This is a genomic window from Pantoea sp. ABR1s, assembly GCF_057812235.1.
The window spans coordinates 2,086,357-2,104,201 of sequence record NZ_CM173823.1 but is presented as its reverse complement, the minus strand read 5'-3'; the positions used below and the strand labels follow the sequence as shown (position 1 = coordinate 2,104,201).

Sequence of the window (17,845 nt, the reverse complement as noted above, 5' to 3'; positions counted from 1 at the left end):
TGCCGCGCAGGCGACAACTCAGGCGACGTGCTGCTGATAAACGCTGATGATTTCACCGGCAATCGCCACCGCAATCTCGGCGGGCAGCTTGCCTTTGACGTCCGGCAGGCCAATCGGACAGCGCAGGCGCGCCAGCGCTTCGCTCGCGACGCCCTTGCCCGCCAGCCTGTAGCGGAAACGCTGGTTTTTCGTTTCAGAACCGATCACCCCGGCATAGCGGAAATCGCCGCGCTTCAGCACCGCCTCGCACAGTTCAAAGTCGAGGGGATGATGATGGGTCATGATGATGAAGTAGCTGCCTGCGGGTGCCTGTGCTACGCAGTCGAGCGGATCGTCCGGCTGCAGCGTCACCACGCCAGCGGGAACGTGGCTGAACTGCGCCGGACGGCTATCGATCCAGTTTATGTGACAGGGTAACGTTGACAGCAGGTTGACCAGCGCCTGTCCCACATGGCCTGCGCCAAAAAGGTAGATCTCTGGCTGCGCCTGCAGCAGCGGCTCAAACAGCAGCGTGGTTTTGCCGCCACAGCACTGGCCAAGCCGAGCGCCCAGGCTGAAATCCTCGGTGTGTGGCGCAGTCGCCCCACTCTGCAACATCGCCCTGGCCTGGGCGATGCACTCAAACTCCAGATGACCGCCACCGATGGTGAGATAACTCTCCTGCTGCGTCACCACCATTTTGCTGCCACTGTCGCGCGGCACCGAACCGTGCTCACTGAGCACGGTGATTAATACGCAGCTCTGACGTTTTTCACGCAGCTGATGCAGCACGCCAATCCAGTCATGATAAATCATCAACCCCTCCCGTCAGGCGTTGCACGCCCCAGAAGATGCGCTCCGGCGTGGCGGGCGCATCCAGCAGTGGGTGCTGCCGGTAATCGGAGACGCTGGCGACCGCATCCTGCAGGGCACACCAGGCGGCGATGCCCAGCATAAACGGCGGTTCACCTACGGCCTTGGAGTGGAACACCGTGTCTTTAGGGTTTTTACGGTTCTCCACCAGCGTGACCCGCAGGTCCGCCGGAACGTCGCTGATGGCGGGAATTTTGTAGCTCGCCGGGCCATCGGTCAGCAGCTGGCCTTTATCACTCCACACCAGCTCTTCGCAGGTAAGCCAGCCGACGCCCTGTACAAAGCCACCTTCAACCTGGCCGATGTCGATGGCCGGATTCAGCGAGGCGCCGACGTCATGCAGAATGTCGGCGCGCAGCAGGCGGGATTCGCCGGTCAGAGTATCAATCACCACTTCACAGCAGGCTGCACCGTAAGCGTAGTAATAGAACGGCGTCCCGCGACCCGCGACCCGGTCGTAATGAATCCCCGGCACGCGGTAGTAGCCGGTGGCGGAGAGCGGCACCTGATTCAGCCACGCCAGCTTCGCCACCTCGGCGAAGGTGTAATGTTTATCTCCGGCGCGCACCACTCCGTTGCGGAAGCTCACCGCCGCCGCGTCGCACTGGTGTAGCTCGCAGAGCATGGCGGTCATACGGTCGCGCAGGATCTCAGCACCATTCTGCGCCGCTTTGCCATTGAGGTCAGCCCCGCTGGAGGCCGCGGTTGGCGAGGTGTTGGGCACTTTGCCGGTGTCGGTGGCGGTGATCTGAATTTTATCGATCTCAATCTGCAGCACTTCGGCGACAATCTGAATCACCTTGGTGTTCAGGCCCTGGCCCATCTCGGTGCCGCCGTGGTTAAGCTGCACCGTGCCGTCGGTGTAGATCAGGATCAGCGCCCCCGCCTGATTGAGAAAGCTGGAGGTAAAGGAGATGCCGAATTTCACCGGCGTCAGCGCCAGGCCGCGTTTCAGCAGCGGACTGCGGGCATTAAACGCCTTAATCTCCGCGCGGCGAGCCTGATAGTCGCTGCTCTGCTCCAGCTGTTCGGTAATCTCATCCAGCAGGTTATCCTCTACCTGCTGGTGGTAATGGGTGATGTTGCGATCCTGTTTGCCATAGTAGTTACGCTTACGCAGCGCCAGCGGATCCAGCCCGCGCTCACGGGCGATGTGATCCATGATCTGTTCAATCGCCACCATACCCTGCGGCCCGCCAAAACCCCGATAGGCGGTGTTCGAGGCGGTGTTCGTGCGGCAGCGATAGCCGGTTACCCGTGCATCCCCGAGGTAATAGGCGTTATCGGCGTGGAACATGGCACGATCGACAATCGATCCGCTAAGATCCAGCGAATAACCGCAGTTTCCGGCCAGATCGATTTTGATGCCGCACAGACGCCCATCCTCTTCAACGCCCGCTTCGTAGCGCACAAAGAACGGATGGCGTTTGCCGGTGACGCGCATATCGTCGCGACGTGAAAGCCGCATCTTCGCCGCCCGGCCGGTCTGGCGCGCCACGATGGCGCAGAGACAGGCGACACCGGCCGCCTGCGTCTCTTTACCACCAAAGCCACCGCCCATCCGGCGCATATCTATCGTCACCTGATTCAGGCTGATGCCCATCACTTCCGCCACCAGTTTCTGCACTTCGGTGGGGTTCTGGGTTGAGGAGAAGACCTGCAACTGCTGATCTTCACCGGGAATAACCATTGCCGTCTGGGTTTCCAGATAGAAATGCTCCTGGCCGCCAATGTGAAACGCCCCGCTGACCCGATGCGGCGCACGCGCCAGGGCCGCTTCCACATCACCGCGCTGGTGAATGTGAGGTTCCTGCACAAAGCTGCCATGTGCCAGCGCCTGTTCCACATCCAGCAGCGGTTCCAGCACCTCATATTCAATTACCGCAGCGGCCGCGCCAAGACGGGCAGCTTCAGGGGATTCCGCCGCCACCGCGATCACGATCTGTCCCAGATACTCTACTTTGTCATGGGCCAGCAGCGGGTCGCCCGGCTCCAGCGGCCCGACATCATTGATGCCCGGCACATCCTGCCAGGTCAGGACGCTGACGACGCCGGGAACGGCATAACAGGGCTGCACATCAATATGCAGGATGCGCGCATGAGCATACTCACTCAGGCGCGGACAGAGATGCAGCAGACCCGGCAGCTCTGGCTTGTCATCGATAAAACGCGCCTCGCCGGAGACATGTTTTTCCGCGCTCTCATGGCGGTTACTGCGACCGACGCCGCTCTGTAAATCAGCGGCATACTGCGCCTTAATGACCTCTTCGTTGAGTTCAGGACGGTTATGAGACATAGCGGGCCACCTCAATACAGGTTATTTCGCCGTTGTGGCGATGCCAGTAGCGGCGCAGCAGGTTGCGTGCGACCTGCAGACGGTAGTCACTGCTGGCGCGGAAATCGGAGAGCGGCTGGAAATCCTCTGCCAGCGCCGCGGCTGCGCGTGACACCGTCACGGCATTCAGTGGCTGACCGATGAATGCCTGTTCACAGTGACGGGCACGCTGCGGTGTGGCCGCCATGCCGCCAAAGGCGATGCGGGCACTACTGACTACGCCCTGTTCAATCTGCAGATTAAAAGCGGCGAACACGGCGGAGATATCATCGTCCAGCCGTTTGGACACTTTCCAGGCCACAAAATCAGGTGACACCGTCACTTTATCGATGCGAATGGCGCGAATAAACTCCCCTTTTTCGAGCCGGGTCTGGCGATAGCCGGTAAAGAACTGATCCAGCGGCAGGCTGCGCTGCTGCTCACCGCGCTGTAACAACAGGCTGGCGTTTAAGGCCAGCAGCGCCGGCGAGGCGTCGCCAATGGGGGAAGCGTTACCGATGTTGCCGCCTAATGTGCCCTGCAGACGGATTTGCAGCGAGGCAAAGCGTTGCAGCATCTCGCTGACGCTGGGAATGCGGCTGGCAAGAAATTCGCTGACCTGCTGCAGCGAAGCCCCTGCGCCCAGCAGGTAGTGATCATCAAATTCGCTGCAGACTTTGAGCGCGGCAACCTGCTCCAGCGCAATCAGCAACGGTATTCTTTTATGCTGCTGGGTAATCTGCAGGCTGAGATCGGTGCCACCGGCAATCAGCCTCGCCTCGGGATGTGCCAGATAGATCGCCGCCAGCTGAGCCGGGGTTTTGGGCAGGAAGCAACGGCGGCCCTCACCCCCTAATTCCTGCATCTCCGGGGTTGCCAGCGCCTCAAGCCGCTGCACGGTTGCGGCGGCACCTTGATCGAACTGGTCTGTCACCGGCTGCGAGCAGAGCTGTTCGGCGGCGGCCATAATCGGCCGGTAACCGGTACAGCGGCAGAGGTTGCCCGCCAGCGCAGTTTCCGCCTGATGGCGATCCCAGCCCGAAGCGGTTTTTTGCAGGCTGAACAGCGACATCACAAAGCCTGGCGTGCAGAATCCGCATTGCGAACCGTGGCAGTCGACCATCGCCTGCTGCGCCGGATGCAGTGCGCGGCCGTGACGCAGATCCTCAACCGTAATCAGCTGCTTGCCCTGTAACGCGGAGACCAGCGTCAGGCAGCTGTTGACCGTTTCATACTGCATTGTTCCCCCTACGGCTTTGCCCAGAGTCACACTGCAGGCGCCACAGTCGCCAGATGCACAGCCCTCTTTGGTGCCAGGGCGTTGCTGACGGGTGCGCAGGTAGTTGAGCACCGTGAGGTTGGGGTCGAGCGCGTCCTCGCTGACCAGCTGGTTATTTAACAGAAACTGGATCATGCGGCTTGCTCCTGTGCGTCGCGCTGCCAGACCGGACGACCGGCTACCCAGGTCTGGGCAATATTGCGGTCGTCGCCGAGCGTCATTAATACAAACAGTTTTTCCCAGATATCTTTGCTGTTGCCGATGCGCAGTTGCTGCAGGGCAGAAACCGCCGGGTCAAGCACCACAAAATCCGCTTCTTTACCGATGTTGAAATTTCCGATGACGTGGTCGAGATCCAGCGCGCGCGCCCCGCCCAGCGTGGCGTGATAAAAGGCTTCGGCCGCGCTGAGCCGGTAGTGCTGCAGCTGGCCCACCTTGTAGGCTTCGCCCAGGGTCTGCAGCATATTAAAGGTGGTGCCCGCGCCGACATCGGTGCCGATCCCCACTTTCACCCCCTGCTGCCAGCTGCGTTTCAGGTTAAACAGGCCACTGCCGAGAAACAGGTTTGAGGTGGGACAGAAAGCAATGGATGAATCGGTATCGTGCAGACACTGCCATTCGTTCTCTTCCAGATGCAGACAGTGAGCAAAGACGCTGCGGCGGCCGGTCAGCTGGTGATGATGATAAACATCCAGATAGCCTTCACGCTCCGGGAACAGTTCTTTGACCCAGGCGACCTCCTGCGGGTTTTCGCTGAGATGGGTATGCAGCCAGGTATCCGGGAACTCCTGACGCAGCTGCTGCACTTTTTCCAGCAGCTGTGGGGATGAGGTCGGCGCAAAGCGCGGCGTCAGGGCGTAGCTCAGGCGTCCGCGCTGGTGCCAGCGCTCAATCAGCGCCCGGGTCTGCTGGTAGCTCTGTTCAGGGGTTTCGATCAGGTTGTCGGGCGCATTGCGATCCATCATCACTTTCCCGGCAATCAGCCGCATGTTCAGCGCTTCGGCGGCGCTGAACAGCGCCTCCACCGATTGCGGATGGACGGTGCCAAACACCAGCGCGCTGGTGGTGCCGTTGGAAAGCAGCTGATGCAGGAAGAAGGCGGACATCCGCGCAGCGTGATCGGGACAGTGATACTGCGCTTCAACCGGGAAGGTGTAGTGATTCAGCCACTCCAGCAGCTGTTCGCCAAATGCGCCAATCATCTCTGTCTGCGGATAGTGAATGTGGGTATCGACAAAGCCCGGCACGATCAGTCTGCCGCGCAGATCGATGACCGGATGCCCCGCCAGCATCGCCTCGCTATTCTCCCAGCTATCCAGCCCCACTACGCATCCATCACGCAGCAGCAGCACCGCATCCTCAAGATAGCGGGCCTGGCCGGCCAGGTCGTCGGGACGATCCACCACGCCGGTAAAGTCAAAGAAGCTGGCGCGTATCGCCGTGTCGGTTGCTGAAAGCATGGGTAGTCCTTTCTGAAAGCGCGATGTTATATCTGCAGATGATTATCTGAATAATCCTGTGCAACCTGCGTGCCAGAATTGAAATAGAATAAATTCTTTAAATATCAGTCAAATAAGTTAAAAGAGGAAAGTTGCGCAACAAATAAGGACTGAGATGGCTTAGCAACCGTTTGCGGAACGGATGCAAACGGTTGCTACTCAATATTGCGCGCCCTGAACATTTTGAGTATGGCGGGTTACCCGCAAACCTGCCCTTTAACGGTGCAATCTGCCCTGAAAAGGCGCAGCTGGCTGCCCGTTAAAATCCGTTTACAGGTCAGGCAGTTTTTCCACGCGCAGAAGCGGAAATGAAATGCTATGGTGAAGCCATCGACTCTGAAAATGGCATAAGGAACAGTGAGATGATTATTTTTGTCACCGGTGCGACCGCCGGTTTTGGTCAAAGCATCACCCGTCGCTTTATTGAGAATGGTCATAAAGTGATTGCCACTGGACGACGGGCTGAACGTTTAAAAGCGCTGAAGGATGAACTGGGCGAGAATATTTATACGGTACAGCTCGATGTGCGTAACCGTGCCGCCATTGAAGAGGCGGTGGCGCAGTTACCGGCGGAATGGCGCAATATCGACGTGCTGGTCAACAACGCCGGTCTGGCGCTGGGCGTCGAACCGGCGCACAAGGCCAACGTCGAAGACTGGGAAAACATGATTGACACCAACACCAAAGGCCTGGTCTATATGACCCGCGCCCTGCTGCCACAGATGGTGGAGCGTGATGTCGGTCATATCATCAATATCGGTTCAATTGCCGGCAGCTGGCCCTATGCCGGCGGCAACGTTTACGGCGCCACCAAAGCCTTTGTGCGCCAGTTCAGCCTGAATCTGCGAACCGATTTACACGGCACCGCGCTGCGCGTGACCGACATTGAACCGGGTCTGGTCGGCGGCACAGAGTTTTCCAACGTGCGCTTTAAGGGCGATGATGACAAGGCGGGTCAGGTCTACGAAGGGGCTACCGCCTTAACGCCGGAAGATGTGACAGAAGCCGTATACTGGGTGGCCACACTGCCTAAACATGTCAACATCAATAGCCTTGAGATGATGCCGGTCAGCCAGACGCTGGCGGGGCTGAAAGTGCATAAACCTTAACTCCCTGCAGCGCCAGCCCTCACGGCTGGCGTTACCCGCGTCCCCAACCCATGACGATAATCAGCATGCCGCTGAATGCGATCAGTGCCCCGCTCCAGTCCCACACACTTAACTTCACGCCATCCACCACCCGCAACCAGAGCAGCGCGGTAAGCACATAAACGCCACCGTAGGCGGCATAAACCCGTCCGCTGGCAGCGGGATGCAGCGTCAGCAGCCAGACAAACAGCGCCAGACTTGCTGCCGCAGGGAGTAGCAACCAGACTGAGCCGCCTTTTTTCAGCCATAACCACGGCAGAAAGCAGCCGGTAATCTCCGCCAGCGCGGTAATAAAAAACAGCAAGGCGGTTTTAATCAGCATCCTTACCTCTCCTTAACGTAAACAAACGACTCACTGCTGGTGAGCAAAGAAACGGCGATGATATACTAATAGCCATGCCCATCAGGCTGTTTTATTTGTCCGTCTGAACCCGGGCAGTGCTTACCCTCCTCACGTACACCCTGTACGCACCGGTTGTTATGCGCTGTCGGTGTTCAGACTTCTGCCTCAATGCCCCCTGATGAGCCAGGCTCTAAGCATGCCCGCTGCAACCGCTGTCGTGGATGGCGATGTTTGCGTTAACTGAAGGATAGTGTGATGAAAAAAATGATCCCTGCCGTGCTGATGGTTCTCCTCTCCACTGCGGCATTCACTGCCACTGCGAATACTAATCGTCTGATTATCGAAGATGGCAGTTCCGCGCTGAGCAATGAAGCAGCGCGCCAGGATAAAGAGCAATGGAATGACACGCGCATGCTGCGCAATAAAGTGAACACCCGGGTCGAAAAAGAGTTTGATAAAACCGATCGCGCGTTTGATACCCGCGACAAGTGCGAGCAGAGCCTCAATCTCAACGCCTACTGGGAGCCAAACACCCTGCGTTGTCTGGATCGTCGTTCCGGTCGCCCGGTAGCGCCGTAAATTTGAGCTATAGTAATGACGACGACTAACATAAGGAAGACGTGATGAAGCTACAGAGGGTTTTGTTAAGCGCGGCGTTATTTGCTCTGCCGCTGATGGCGCAGGCATCCTGTGAATCGGTAAAAACCGAAATCAGCCAGAAAATTATTCAGAACGGTGTACCTGAGTCGGGTTTTAGTCTCGACATCGTCGCCAACGATCAGGTTGATCAGGCGGGTGGCCAGGTCGTCGGACATTGTGAGAACGACACACAAAAAATTGTTTATAAGCGCTCAGGCAGTGACAACGAAGCCAGCGTACCTGCCAGTGTCGGCAGTTCGCAGGACTCATCTGCCCAGTAGTTCTGTTCAAATCAGGGCGACATCCTGTCGCCCTGCCTGTTAGTCCGCCTGTTCCGGCCGCTGACGCGGCATCATCCATGCCACACCCACCGCAAACAGCGCAATCACCAGTGCCACCACGAACACCCAGTGCAGTGAGACGGCAATCGACCCTACCATCTGCTGCAGGGTTTCCGGCTGTAACTGCTGACGACTGGGTTCGGACATAATCTTCTGCACCGGATCCTCGACCTGCGGCAAACGCCACTGCAGATTGAGATTCAGCACCGCGCCCATTATCGCCGTCCCTACCGCCGACCCGATCATCCGGCTGAACATAATTGAAGCGGTACAGATGCCGCGAATCTGGTAATCCGCCTGATTTTGCACTGAAACCAGGAACGTGGTGCTGGTCATTCCCATGCCGGTACCGATCAGAAACGCCGTAAAGCCCGCCTGATAGAGTGAGCTTGCGGGCTGTAAAAACAGCAGCAAGGCACTGCCGGTCACCAGCAACAGCGCCCCAAGCTGGGCGGTGAAGCGGTAGGAGGTGTGCAGCATCAGTCTGCCGCTGAGGGTGCTGGCCAGCGGCCAGCCAATCGACATCATCGCCAGCACACTCCCCGCCTGTAACGGTGAACCGCCACTGATCCCCTGAATCCAGGTGGGCAAAAAGGCGCTGATGCCCATCATGGCCGCCCCGATGATGAGGTTGCCCGCATTACCCGCCACGATAAGCCGGCTGCGCCAGATTATCAGCGGAAACAGCGGTGCCGCTGAATGCAGCTCGTGGCGTCTGAGCTGCCAGCCAGCGAACAGTGAGAAGAGCAGAAACGGCACCAGCCAGACGCCGAGCTGTTCCGCCTGCAACAGCGCAATCAGCAATGCCGTCACGCAGAGCATCAGCCAGCCGCTGCCCGCCAGGTTCAGCGGCTGCGATTTCTCCTCCTTCTGGTGCGACGGTAGCCAGCGCCACAGCATCAGCATGCTGATCAGGCCGATGGGCAGATTGACCCAGAAAATCACCGACCAGCTAAAGTGCTGTACCAGCCACGCGCCGGTCAGCGGCCCCAGTATCGCCGCTACCCCCCAGACGCTGGAGAGCCAGCCCTGCACGCTGGCGCGTTCACGCGGCGAATAGATATCCGCCACGATGGTGGAGCTGAGGGGCATGATCGCCCCCGCCCCCAGGCCCTGAAACGCCCGGAACAGGATCAGCCAGGTCATGGTATGGGCAAAGCCACACAGCACCGACCCCACCAGGAAAATCGTAGTGCCGACAAAAAACATCGTTTTGCGACCCACCATATCCGCCAGCCGCCCATAGAGCGGCACGCTGACCGCCTGGGTCAGCAGATAGATCGAGAAGACCCAGCCAAACTGCGAAAAACCGCCGAGGTCAGCAATGATTGTGGGCATCGCGGTGGCCACAATAGTGACTTCAATGGCCGCCATAAACATCGCCAGCATGCAGGCGATCAAGATCCAGTGGCGATGTCCGGTCTGGAGTTGTGCGCTTTCAGTCATAGGGTTCCTTTTTTAATCTGCAAGGCTAGCTGAAAAACAGACAATGCAGTTTCCCGCGCGTGCGCATTTTCTGCGCCCTCTGTGACAGTGTCACCAGAAGTCGATGAAAATTTTTTATTGTCGCATTAGCCCAGCGGCTACGCGGCTTTAACACCATTTTAACCTGTTTCTATCTCTCTGATTTGTGGCTTAAAAGCTGGCTTGTGCAATAAAGGGCTGCTATAGCATTACACCATCTTATTCAGTATTCACTGAAAAAGAGTGGGTAAACAGTCATTTTATCTACATTTTATCGCAGTTTCGGTATTGGGCGCGGCGGCATTTTTTGCCGTACCTGTCGGGCTGTTTATGGTTGTTATAACAATTGAGATCGTAATCAGGGAGATTCTCCTATGCAAAATGCTTCACTGGCCCGACGCGCCGGTCTGGCACTGCTTGCAGTGGTCGCGGTGATCGCGGTGCTGATCTGGGGCCTTGGCTGGGATCAGCTGGTCGCACGTAAAGTCGATCTGCTTTATCTCGGGCAACAACACCTCTTCTTAGTCTTCTGGTCAATGCTGTTCGCTTTGCTGGTCGGTATCCCCAGCGGCATCCTGCTAAGTCGCCCGTTTGCACGTCGCTGGGCAGAGTACGTGATGCAGATTTTCAATGTCGGTAACACCCTGCCACCACTGGCGGTACTGGCTCTGGCGATGGTTATTATCGGGATTGGCGACCGTCCGGCGCTGATTGCGCTGTTTCTGGCTTCGCTGCTGCCTATCGTCCGCAACACCTTCTCTGGTCTGAGCGCAGTTCCCCCGTCGCTGATTGAGGCGGCCAACGGCATCGGCATGACCAAATGGCAGCGTCTGCGTCAGGTAGAGCTGCCGAACGCCTTGCCGGTCATCCTCTCTGGCGTGCGCATCGCCACCGCCATCAATGTCGGCACCGCCCCACTGGCGTTCCTGATTGGCGCCAGCAGCTTTGGCGAGCTGATCTTCCCAGGCATCTATCTGAATGACTTTCCGACGCTGATACTCGGCGCCGTCGCCACTGCACTGGTGGCACTGGTACTGGATATGATGCTGGCCGCGCTGGGCCGCTTTCTGAGTCCGCACGCTGCGGCCTGACCACAAGGAGCTTTGCAATGCTAACGCGTTGGATTAAGAAAAGCGTTGTCGCGCTGACCGCGACACTGCTGTTAAGCCAGACGGCACAGGCTGCTGCACCGCTGGTGATGGCGACCAAAAGTTTCACCGAGCAGCATATCCTGTCAGCAATGACGGTGCTCTGGCTGCAGAAGAAAGGCTTCGAGGTGGTGCCTAAACGCAATATCGCCACCACCATTGGCCGTAATGCGCTGCTGAATAAGCAGATTGATATGGTCTGGGAATATACCGGCACCTCGCTGATCATCTTTAACCATATCAACCAGCCGATGTCTTCACAGCAGGCATATGAGACGGTGAAAAAGCTGGATGCCAGACTGGGGCTGGTCTGGCTTAACCCGGCACCAATGAACAACACCTATGCCTTTGCCATGACCCGTGAACGGGCCGAAAAAGAGGGCATCAGCACCATGTCGCAGCTGGTTGCGAAGATTGAGCAGGTGCGTAAAACCGATCCGGATCATAACTGGCGACTGGGTCTGGACCTGGAGTTCTCGGGTCGTTCAGACGGCATGAAGCCGCTGCAGAAAACCTACAACCTGACGCTGGATCGCCCGCAGATCCGCCAGATGGACCCCGGTCTGGTCTATAACGCGATTCGCGACGGATTCGTGGATGCCGGTCTGATCTACACCACCGATGGCCGGGTTAAGGGCTTCAACATGAAAGTACTGGAGGATGATAAGCACTTCTTCCCAAGCTACAACGTGACGCCGGTTGTGCGTCAGGATGTGCTGGCGAGTCATCCGGGGCTGGATACCGCGCTTAATCAGCTTTCTGCGCAAATCACCGATGAGGCGATAACGGAGCTGAACAAGCGGGTCGATATCGATCATCAGTCACCGGAAACCGTGGCGCGTGATTTCCTTAAATCCAAAAACATGCTGTAAGGAGGCACTGTGGATACCCTTCACTACATCATGGATAACTGGAGCACCCTGCTCACCTTAAGCTGGCAGCACAGCTGGCTGGTACTGGTCGCGGTCGGACTGGCAATTGTGATTGGCGTGCCGCTTGGCATTCTGATCGTGCGTGTAAGATGGCTGGCAACGCCGATTCTCGGTATCGCCACCGTGGTGCTGACTATTCCCACCATTGCGCTGTTTGGTCTGATGATCCCGCTGTTTTCACTCATCGGTCAGGGCATTGGCGCGCTGCCGGCGATTACCGCCGTGTTCCTCTACTCGCTGCTGCCGATTGTGCGCAACACCCACACCGCGCTGGAGAATCTGCCGGACGGTCTGCGAGAAGCGGGCCGTGGTATCGGCATGACGTTCTGGCAGCGCCTGCGCTGGGTTGAAATCCCGATGGCGCTGCCGGTGATCTTCGGTGGCATCCGTACCGCCGTGGTGATGAACGTTGGCGTCATGGCGATTGCCGCCGTGATTGGCGCGGGCGGTCTGGGCCAGCTGCTGCTGGATGGTATCAGCGGCAGTGATATTCGTATGTTGATTGCCGGGGCATTGATGATCTGTCTGCTGGCTATTTTTCTTGACTGGCTGCTGCACCGTTTGCAGCAGGCGCTGACTCCAAAGGGGATTCGATAATGATTACGCTGGAAAACCTGACGAAAACCTTTACCCAGAAAAACGGCACGACCAATAAAGCCGTCGATAACGTCAGCCTGCACGTGCCAGCCGGTGAGATGTGCGTGCTGCTGGGACCCTCGGGCTGCGGGAAAACCACCACGCTGAAGATGATTAACCGCCTGATTCCCGCCACCAGTGGCCGGATCCTGATTAATGGCGAAGATACCAGTACGCAGGACACCACCACCCTGCGTCGCAACATTGGCTATGTTATCCAGCAGATTGGTCTGTTCCCCAACATGACCATCGAAGAGAACATTACCGTCGTGCCACGCATGCTGGGCTGGAACAAAAAGCAGTGCCACGAGCGGGCTACCGAGCTGATGAGCATGGTTGCGCTGGATCCCACCAAATTCCTGCATCGCTATCCGCGTGAGATGTCAGGCGGTCAGCAGCAGCGTATCGGGGTGATTCGTGCCCTGGCGGCGGATCCACCGGTGCTGCTGATGGATGAGCCGTTTGGCGCCGTTGACCCGATTAACCGCGAAGTGATCCAGAACGAGTTTCTCGACATGCAGCGTCAGCTGAAAAAAACCGTGATGCTGGTGAGCCACGATATTGACGAGGCACTGAAGCTCGGCGATCGCATTGCGGTATTTGGTCAGGGTAAAATCGTGCAGTGCGCCAGCCCGGATGAACTGCTGGCGACCCCTGCCAATGAGTTCGTCGGCTCGTTTGTGGGTCAGGACCGTACGCTTAAGCGCCTGTTACTGGTGCAGGCGGGCGATGTGACTGACCAGCAGCCGACCATCACCGTCCGCCGCTCTACTCCGCTGGAAGAAGCCTTTGGCACCATGGATGAGAACGATATGCGGTCGATTACCGTGGTCGATGAGGATGGCAAACCGCTGGGCTTCGTGAAGCGTCGCGAGGCGCGTAACGTCAGTGGCCGCTGTGAAGAGCGACTGCACACCTTTAAGGTCACCGGTAAAGCGGAAGAGAACCTGCGCGTGGTGCTGTCAAAACTCTATGAGCACAACACGGTCTGGATGCCGATTGTCGATGAAGAGGGTCGCTACAGCGGTGAGATTTCGCAGGATTATATTGCGGATTACCTCAGTTCTGGTCGTACCCGCCGTCGTCTGAATCCATAATTTCGTCACCTAAATGGGTCTTACCGGCCCATTAAAACAGCAGATATAAGCAGATATACCCAAGCCTGGGTAAATCAGACAGCAACAAACAAGCTTAACGCGCAGGGAACCGGGTCAGAGGAGGAAAGCGTCCCGCGCCATGGACAAAAACGCCGGGAGCGTTTTTGAACAACGCAACGCGTTGGCCCGGTACGGGCGCACCTCAGGGATGAGGTGCGTAATTGCGCGGGCCGAGCGTGCCACGGATGGCGGCTTTTGCGACTTTCCGATCTGACCCTGTTCCCTTCGCAGACTCCATCTTAAAGCCAGTTAAGTCACGGCCTGTCCTGTCTGTCAATTCAGGTAGTAGCTCAGGGAGCATACGCCTGTAGCAACGACGCAAAAGATGCCATCCATGGCATGCTCAGCGCGGCCCATCCCTGGTCCGCGATGCTTTGATACAGGCATATGCTCCCATCGCTTTGGATTTTTGAGCCGTATGTGAGAGATACATCGGCTCTTCTGCTTTTTAGCTCTCCGTCAGCGTTTCCGCCTCCACCTCTTCCACCACAGGCGCCTCGTCCGGCAGCACCATGTTCAGCACAATCGCCAGAATACCGCCGGTCGTCACCGCATGACCAAACAGACTGTTAATCAGCGGCGGGAACTGCTTCAGCACATCCGGCACCGCCTCCACGCCCAGACCAATACCAAAAGCGATCGCCACAATCAGCATCTCGCGGCGACCCAGCGGCGTCTGGGTCATCACACGGATGCCCGCAGCAACCACGCTGCCAAACATCACGATTGTCGCCCCGCCCAGCACCGGCGGCGGGATCTGCTGCAACAGGGAGCCAATAAAGGGAAACAGCCCCAGCAGCGCCAGCATGATTCCCAGCAGCATACCGACGTAACGGCTGGCGACGCCGGTCATCTGGATAACGCCATTGTTCTGCGCAAACGTGGTGTTGGGAAAGGCGGAGAAGACCGCTGCCAGCACACAGCTCAGGCCGTCGGCGACAATGCCACCCTGCAACCGCTGCTGAAAAGGTTTGCCGGTGATCGGCTGCTGTGAAATCAGGCAGTTAGCGGTAAGGTCACCGACGGCTTCAATTACCGCGATCACTGACACCAGCGCGATCGGCAGGAAAATGGTCCAGTCAAAGGCAAAACCAAACCGGAAGAACGCGGGCAGCACCAGCCAGTTGCTCTCCGGCGCAACATTAAGTTGCAGATGACCGGTCAAGGCCGCGGCAACGCATCCCACCGCGATTCCGGCCACCACCGCCACCAGCCGCGCCCAGCGATTTCGCGAGCGGTTCAGCGCCACGATCACCAGCAACGTCAGCGCCCCCAGCGCCAGATTTCCCGGCGATCCAAAATCTGTGGCGTTGTGCCCGCCCGCCCAGTCGGTAATGCTGACTTTTATCAGGCTGATGCCAATCAGGGTGATCACCGTGCCGGTCACCACCGGCGTCAGAACTTTGCGCAGCGAGCCAACGCAGCGGCTGATCAGAATCGGAATCAACGCCGCCACCAGGTTACAGCCAAACAGCATCGCCATAATCTCTTCCGGCGAACCACCGCGCCCTTTCACCATCAGACCACCCGAGAGGATCACCCCCAGAAACGCGAAGCTGGTGCCCTGCAGACAGATCATGCCCGCCCCGATGCCATAAAAGCGTCTGGCCTGCATAAACGTGCCTAAGCCGGAAACGAACAATGACATGCTGATCAGATAAGGAATATAGGCCTGCAACCCCAGAACGGAGCCAATAATCAGAGGCGGCGTGATGATTCCCACCACGCTGGCCAGCAGATGTTGCAGTGCGGCGAAAAACGCCGGGGCGGGGCCGATGCGGGCTTCAAGCCCATATAACAAACCTTTCTCGTGCGAGTGCGACATGATGGGGCTCCAGCTCAGTGTGATAAGCGGAGTTAATGCATTTTCTGCGCCATGACGCCACGATTTCGCGATATCCGAGCCAGGTCTTTCAATTCTAAATGGAAATAGTTAAAGACAGCCGACAACAAGCCTGAAACTTTAGGCTCATTGCCGATTCAGATGACTTAGTTTGTTTCATAATCAGGCGATCTTTGCACTCACAGCGTGCAGATTGTTCTGCTCCAGCAGAGAAATATCGATGTAAGGCGTCAAATCACGCTGTTCTGCACGCGGCAGATAAGGCAGCTCGCCCAGCAGCGGCGCACTAATTTTTTCACGCAGAATCTCAATAATATCGCTGTACTGCGCCAGTCCCGGATTGATGCGATTGGCCACCCAGCCCACCAGTGGCAGTCCATCCTGCGCTATCGCTTCTGCTGTTAACAGGGCGTGACTGATACAGCCCGACTGGATACCGACCACCAGCACCACCGGCAGCTGCTGCTCAACGACCCAGCAGGAGAGCGGACGTCCATCGTTCATCAGGCTGCGCCAGCCGCCGGTGCCCTCCACGACCACGCGATCGGCCTGCTGCGTCAGGCTGCTTAAGCCCTGTGTCAGCAATGCGTAATCAATGATCTGGCTCGGATGGGTGCAGATCTCCTCTTCCTGAAAGGCCAGCGGATTGATCGCCTGATAGGGTAAATCGATAGATGAAGCGCTTTGCAGAACCTGTGCATCTTTGTTACGCAGGCCGTCAGCGGTTTTGACCGCGCAGCGCGCGACGGGCTTGTACCCGACGGCACTGAGCCTGGCCTGGATAAAACTTTGTAACAGGGCGCGTGACACCACCGTTTTGCCCACTGCGGTGTCAGTGCCGGTAACAAATAGTCTGTTCACTCAACTTCTCCTCTCGAACCGTTGCGGTTAATCGGTGATTAACCTTGCTGCGAACCGGCATTTTAAGGAATGGAGGATGAGAACAGATTGCGTTAGCGCAAGATTAGGCCCGCTTAACCTTGCAACAGTTTCACTAACAGGTGTCCGTTATAGAGCGCGTCTTTGATCAGGGCTGCGCCGCCTAACGTTCCCGGTTCGCTAAATTCGGTAGGTGCCAGCTGGATACTCGCGCTGTAGGCCGGGAGTGATTGCTGCAGAATGGTGTTGCTCACGGCCGGAAACAGCACATCCGCGGCGGCATTCAGGGGGGAACCGATAAGAATATGTTGAGGATTGAAGATGTTGACCATCATCGCCAGAATCCGGCCAACATGATGACCCACGCTGGCGATGGTGTCGCGCGCCAGACGGTCGCCAGACTGCGCCGCCGCGCACAGCGACTCCAGCGTCAGCGGCTGATTATTGAGCAGGCTGTCGGGCTGGGCCGGCAGACGCTGCGCCGCCAGCGCCAGCAGACTGCCGGTGCTGGCTACGGTCTCCAGACAGCCATGATTACCGCAGTAGCACTGCTGACCATACGGGTCGATCTGGGTATGCCCGATCTCGACCAGCGCCCTGCCACTTTTATGCAACAGCTGACCGCCACTGATCACCCCGGCTCCCACGGTTTCATCAATCACAATCTGAATCACATCCTGCGCCCCACGTGAGGCACCAAACAGCGACTCCGCCAGCGTCCAGGCTGAAATATCGTGCTGCACAAACACCGGTAAGCCGGTTCGCGCCGCCAGCGCATCGCCCAGCGGCATATCGCGCACCTCATAACCCGGTAGCCGATGCACCACACCTGACGCGGCGTTGATCAGCCCTGGCAATGTAATGGCAATGGCCGTAAGACGTTCCAGTTTCTTCTGATGACGAATAAAGAAGGCATCAACCTGTTCAATCAGCGCGGTAAGTAACGGCTGAGCAGACTCATCAGGCAGCGGCAGGCTCTCTTCCACCAGTTCCTTGCTGCTGAGATCGCGCAGCGTAAACGTCATGGCGCCGCGATGCAGGCGAATAGCCAGATAGTGCCAGGCGTCGGTATCCAGTATCAGGCCTATCGCCGGACGACCACGACTGCCGGGATCCTGAAACTCGGTCTCCTGCACTAAATGTGCGTCCAGCATTTCACGCACAATTTTGGTAATGCTGGCCGGAGCAAGCTGGGCACGGCGGGAAAGTTCGATACGCGAAATGGGACCATAACGGTCAATTAATCGATATACGACACCTGCATTAGTCTGCTTGATCTGGTCAATGTGGCCAGGTTGACTGTCCGGATTCACAACCCTGCTCCCGGTTATTTTCGCGCTTCTAAATAAACATGCGCCATGGTGAGCCAGA

At 57.7% G+C, this 17,845-nt stretch carries 16 protein-coding genes; 7 read left to right on the top strand and 9 right to left on the bottom strand.

Annotated elements, in window-relative coordinates; genetic code table 11:
* Window positions 1-18 precede the first annotated feature (18 nt).
* Genes xdhC through guaD form a run of 4 tightly spaced genes read right to left on the bottom strand, consistent with a single transcriptional unit; the run spans window position 19 to window position 5,905 of the window.
* Window positions 19-795 carry a xanthine dehydrogenase accessory protein XdhC gene (gene xdhC, locus ACXKZD_RS09845; protein ID WP_129062932.1) on the bottom strand — a complete coding sequence of 259 codons (777 nt, stop codon included), beginning with the start codon at window positions 793-795 and terminating at the stop codon, window positions 19-21.
* Window positions 782-3,148 carry a xanthine dehydrogenase molybdopterin binding subunit gene (xdhB, locus tag ACXKZD_RS09840; RefSeq protein WP_064691327.1) on the bottom strand — a complete coding sequence of 789 codons (2,367 nt, stop codon included), beginning with the start codon at window positions 3,146-3,148 and terminating at the stop codon, window positions 782-784. The genes xdhC and xdhB overlap by 14 nt, the downstream gene beginning before the upstream one ends.
* Window positions 3,138-4,580 (bottom strand): xanthine dehydrogenase small subunit, encoded by a 1,443-nt coding sequence (gene xdhA, locus ACXKZD_RS09835; RefSeq protein WP_488981565.1) that lies wholly within the window; start codon window positions 4,578-4,580, stop codon window positions 3,138-3,140. The genes xdhB and xdhA overlap by 11 nt, the downstream gene beginning before the upstream one ends.
* The gene (guaD, locus tag ACXKZD_RS09830) at window positions 4,577-5,905 is read right to left on the bottom strand and encodes a guanine deaminase (protein ID WP_010244825.1); all 1,329 of its coding nucleotides are present in this window, start codon (window positions 5,903-5,905) and stop codon (window positions 4,577-4,579) included. The genes xdhA and guaD overlap by 4 nt, the downstream gene beginning before the upstream one ends.
* A 401-nt stretch (window positions 5,906-6,306) precedes the next feature.
* Between guaD and ydfG the strand changes: the two genes are divergently transcribed.
* Entirely contained in the window at window positions 6,307-7,053 is a 747-nt protein-coding gene (gene ydfG, locus ACXKZD_RS09825; RefSeq protein WP_010244822.1) for a bifunctional NADP-dependent 3-hydroxy acid dehydrogenase/3-hydroxypropionate dehydrogenase YdfG, read from the top strand.
* A gap of 31 nt (window positions 7,054-7,084) precedes the next feature.
* Here ydfG and ACXKZD_RS09820 read toward each other — a convergent pair whose 3' ends face one another.
* Window positions 7,085-7,411 carry a YnfA family protein gene (locus ACXKZD_RS09820; RefSeq protein ID WP_029519527.1) on the bottom strand — a complete coding sequence of 109 codons (327 nt, stop codon included), beginning with the start codon at window positions 7,409-7,411 and terminating at the stop codon, window positions 7,085-7,087.
* A 279-nt stretch (window positions 7,412-7,690) separates the two neighbouring features.
* Between ACXKZD_RS09820 and ACXKZD_RS09815 the strand changes: the two genes are divergently transcribed.
* Both ACXKZD_RS09815 and ACXKZD_RS09810 read left to right on the top strand, forming a co-directional pair.
* Window positions 7,691-8,014: a DUF1283 family protein gene (locus tag ACXKZD_RS09815; protein ID WP_010244816.1), complete on the top strand. Its 324-nt coding sequence runs from the start codon at window positions 7,691-7,693 to the stop codon at window positions 8,012-8,014.
* Between the two features lie 44 nt (window positions 8,015-8,058).
* The gene (locus ACXKZD_RS09810) at window positions 8,059-8,355 is read left to right on the top strand and encodes a DUF1161 domain-containing protein (RefSeq protein ID WP_033757708.1); all 297 of its coding nucleotides are present in this window, start codon (window positions 8,059-8,061) and stop codon (window positions 8,353-8,355) included.
* A gap of 39 nt (window positions 8,356-8,394) precedes the next feature.
* On the opposite strand, the gene ACXKZD_RS09805 is transcribed toward ACXKZD_RS09810, so the two are convergent.
* Window positions 8,395-9,861, bottom strand: coding sequence for an MDR family MFS transporter (locus ACXKZD_RS09805; protein WP_488981564.1), 1,467 nt, complete (start codon window positions 9,859-9,861; stop codon window positions 8,395-8,397).
* 392 nt (window positions 9,862-10,253) lie between these two features.
* On the opposite strand from ACXKZD_RS09805, the gene ACXKZD_RS09800 reads away from it, so the two are divergent.
* The 4 genes from ACXKZD_RS09800 to osmV are packed head-to-tail and all read left to right on the top strand — an operon-like array spanning window position 10,254 to window position 13,692.
* Window positions 10,254-10,970, top strand: coding sequence for an ABC transporter permease (locus ACXKZD_RS09800; RefSeq protein ID WP_010244807.1), 717 nt, complete (start codon window positions 10,254-10,256; stop codon window positions 10,968-10,970).
* Between the two features lie 17 nt (window positions 10,971-10,987).
* On the top strand, window positions 10,988-11,899 hold the full coding sequence (locus ACXKZD_RS09795; RefSeq protein ID WP_010670177.1) for a glycine betaine ABC transporter substrate-binding protein: 912 nt from the start codon (window positions 10,988-10,990) through the stop codon (window positions 11,897-11,899).
* Between the two features lie 9 nt (window positions 11,900-11,908).
* Window positions 11,909-12,556 carry an osmoprotectant ABC transporter permease OsmW gene (osmW, locus tag ACXKZD_RS09790; RefSeq protein WP_010244802.1) on the top strand — a complete coding sequence of 216 codons (648 nt, stop codon included), beginning with the start codon at window positions 11,909-11,911 and terminating at the stop codon, window positions 12,554-12,556.
* Entirely contained in the window at window positions 12,556-13,692 is a 1,137-nt protein-coding gene (gene osmV, locus ACXKZD_RS09785; protein WP_010244799.1) for an osmoprotectant ABC transporter ATP-binding protein OsmV, read from the top strand. Before osmW ends, osmV begins: the two co-directional genes overlap by 1 nt.
* 508 nt (window positions 13,693-14,200) lie before the next feature.
* Here the strand turns inward: osmV and ACXKZD_RS09780 are convergent.
* From ACXKZD_RS09780 to mlc, 3 genes are all read right to left on the bottom strand, one after another.
* Window positions 14,201-15,577, bottom strand: coding sequence for a nucleobase:cation symporter-2 family protein (locus tag ACXKZD_RS09780; protein WP_010670178.1), 1,377 nt, complete (start codon window positions 15,575-15,577; stop codon window positions 14,201-14,203).
* Between the two features lie 180 nt (window positions 15,578-15,757).
* The gene (gene bioD, locus ACXKZD_RS09775) at window positions 15,758-16,456 is read right to left on the bottom strand and encodes a dethiobiotin synthase (RefSeq protein WP_033767301.1); all 699 of its coding nucleotides are present in this window, start codon (window positions 16,454-16,456) and stop codon (window positions 15,758-15,760) included.
* A 113-nt stretch (window positions 16,457-16,569) separates the two neighbouring features.
* Complete coding sequence (mlc, locus tag ACXKZD_RS09770; protein WP_010244790.1) at window positions 16,570-17,787, bottom strand: sugar metabolism global transcriptional regulator Mlc; 1,218 nt, start codon at window positions 17,785-17,787, stop codon at window positions 16,570-16,572.
* Between the last annotated feature and the right edge of the window lie 58 nt (window positions 17,788-17,845).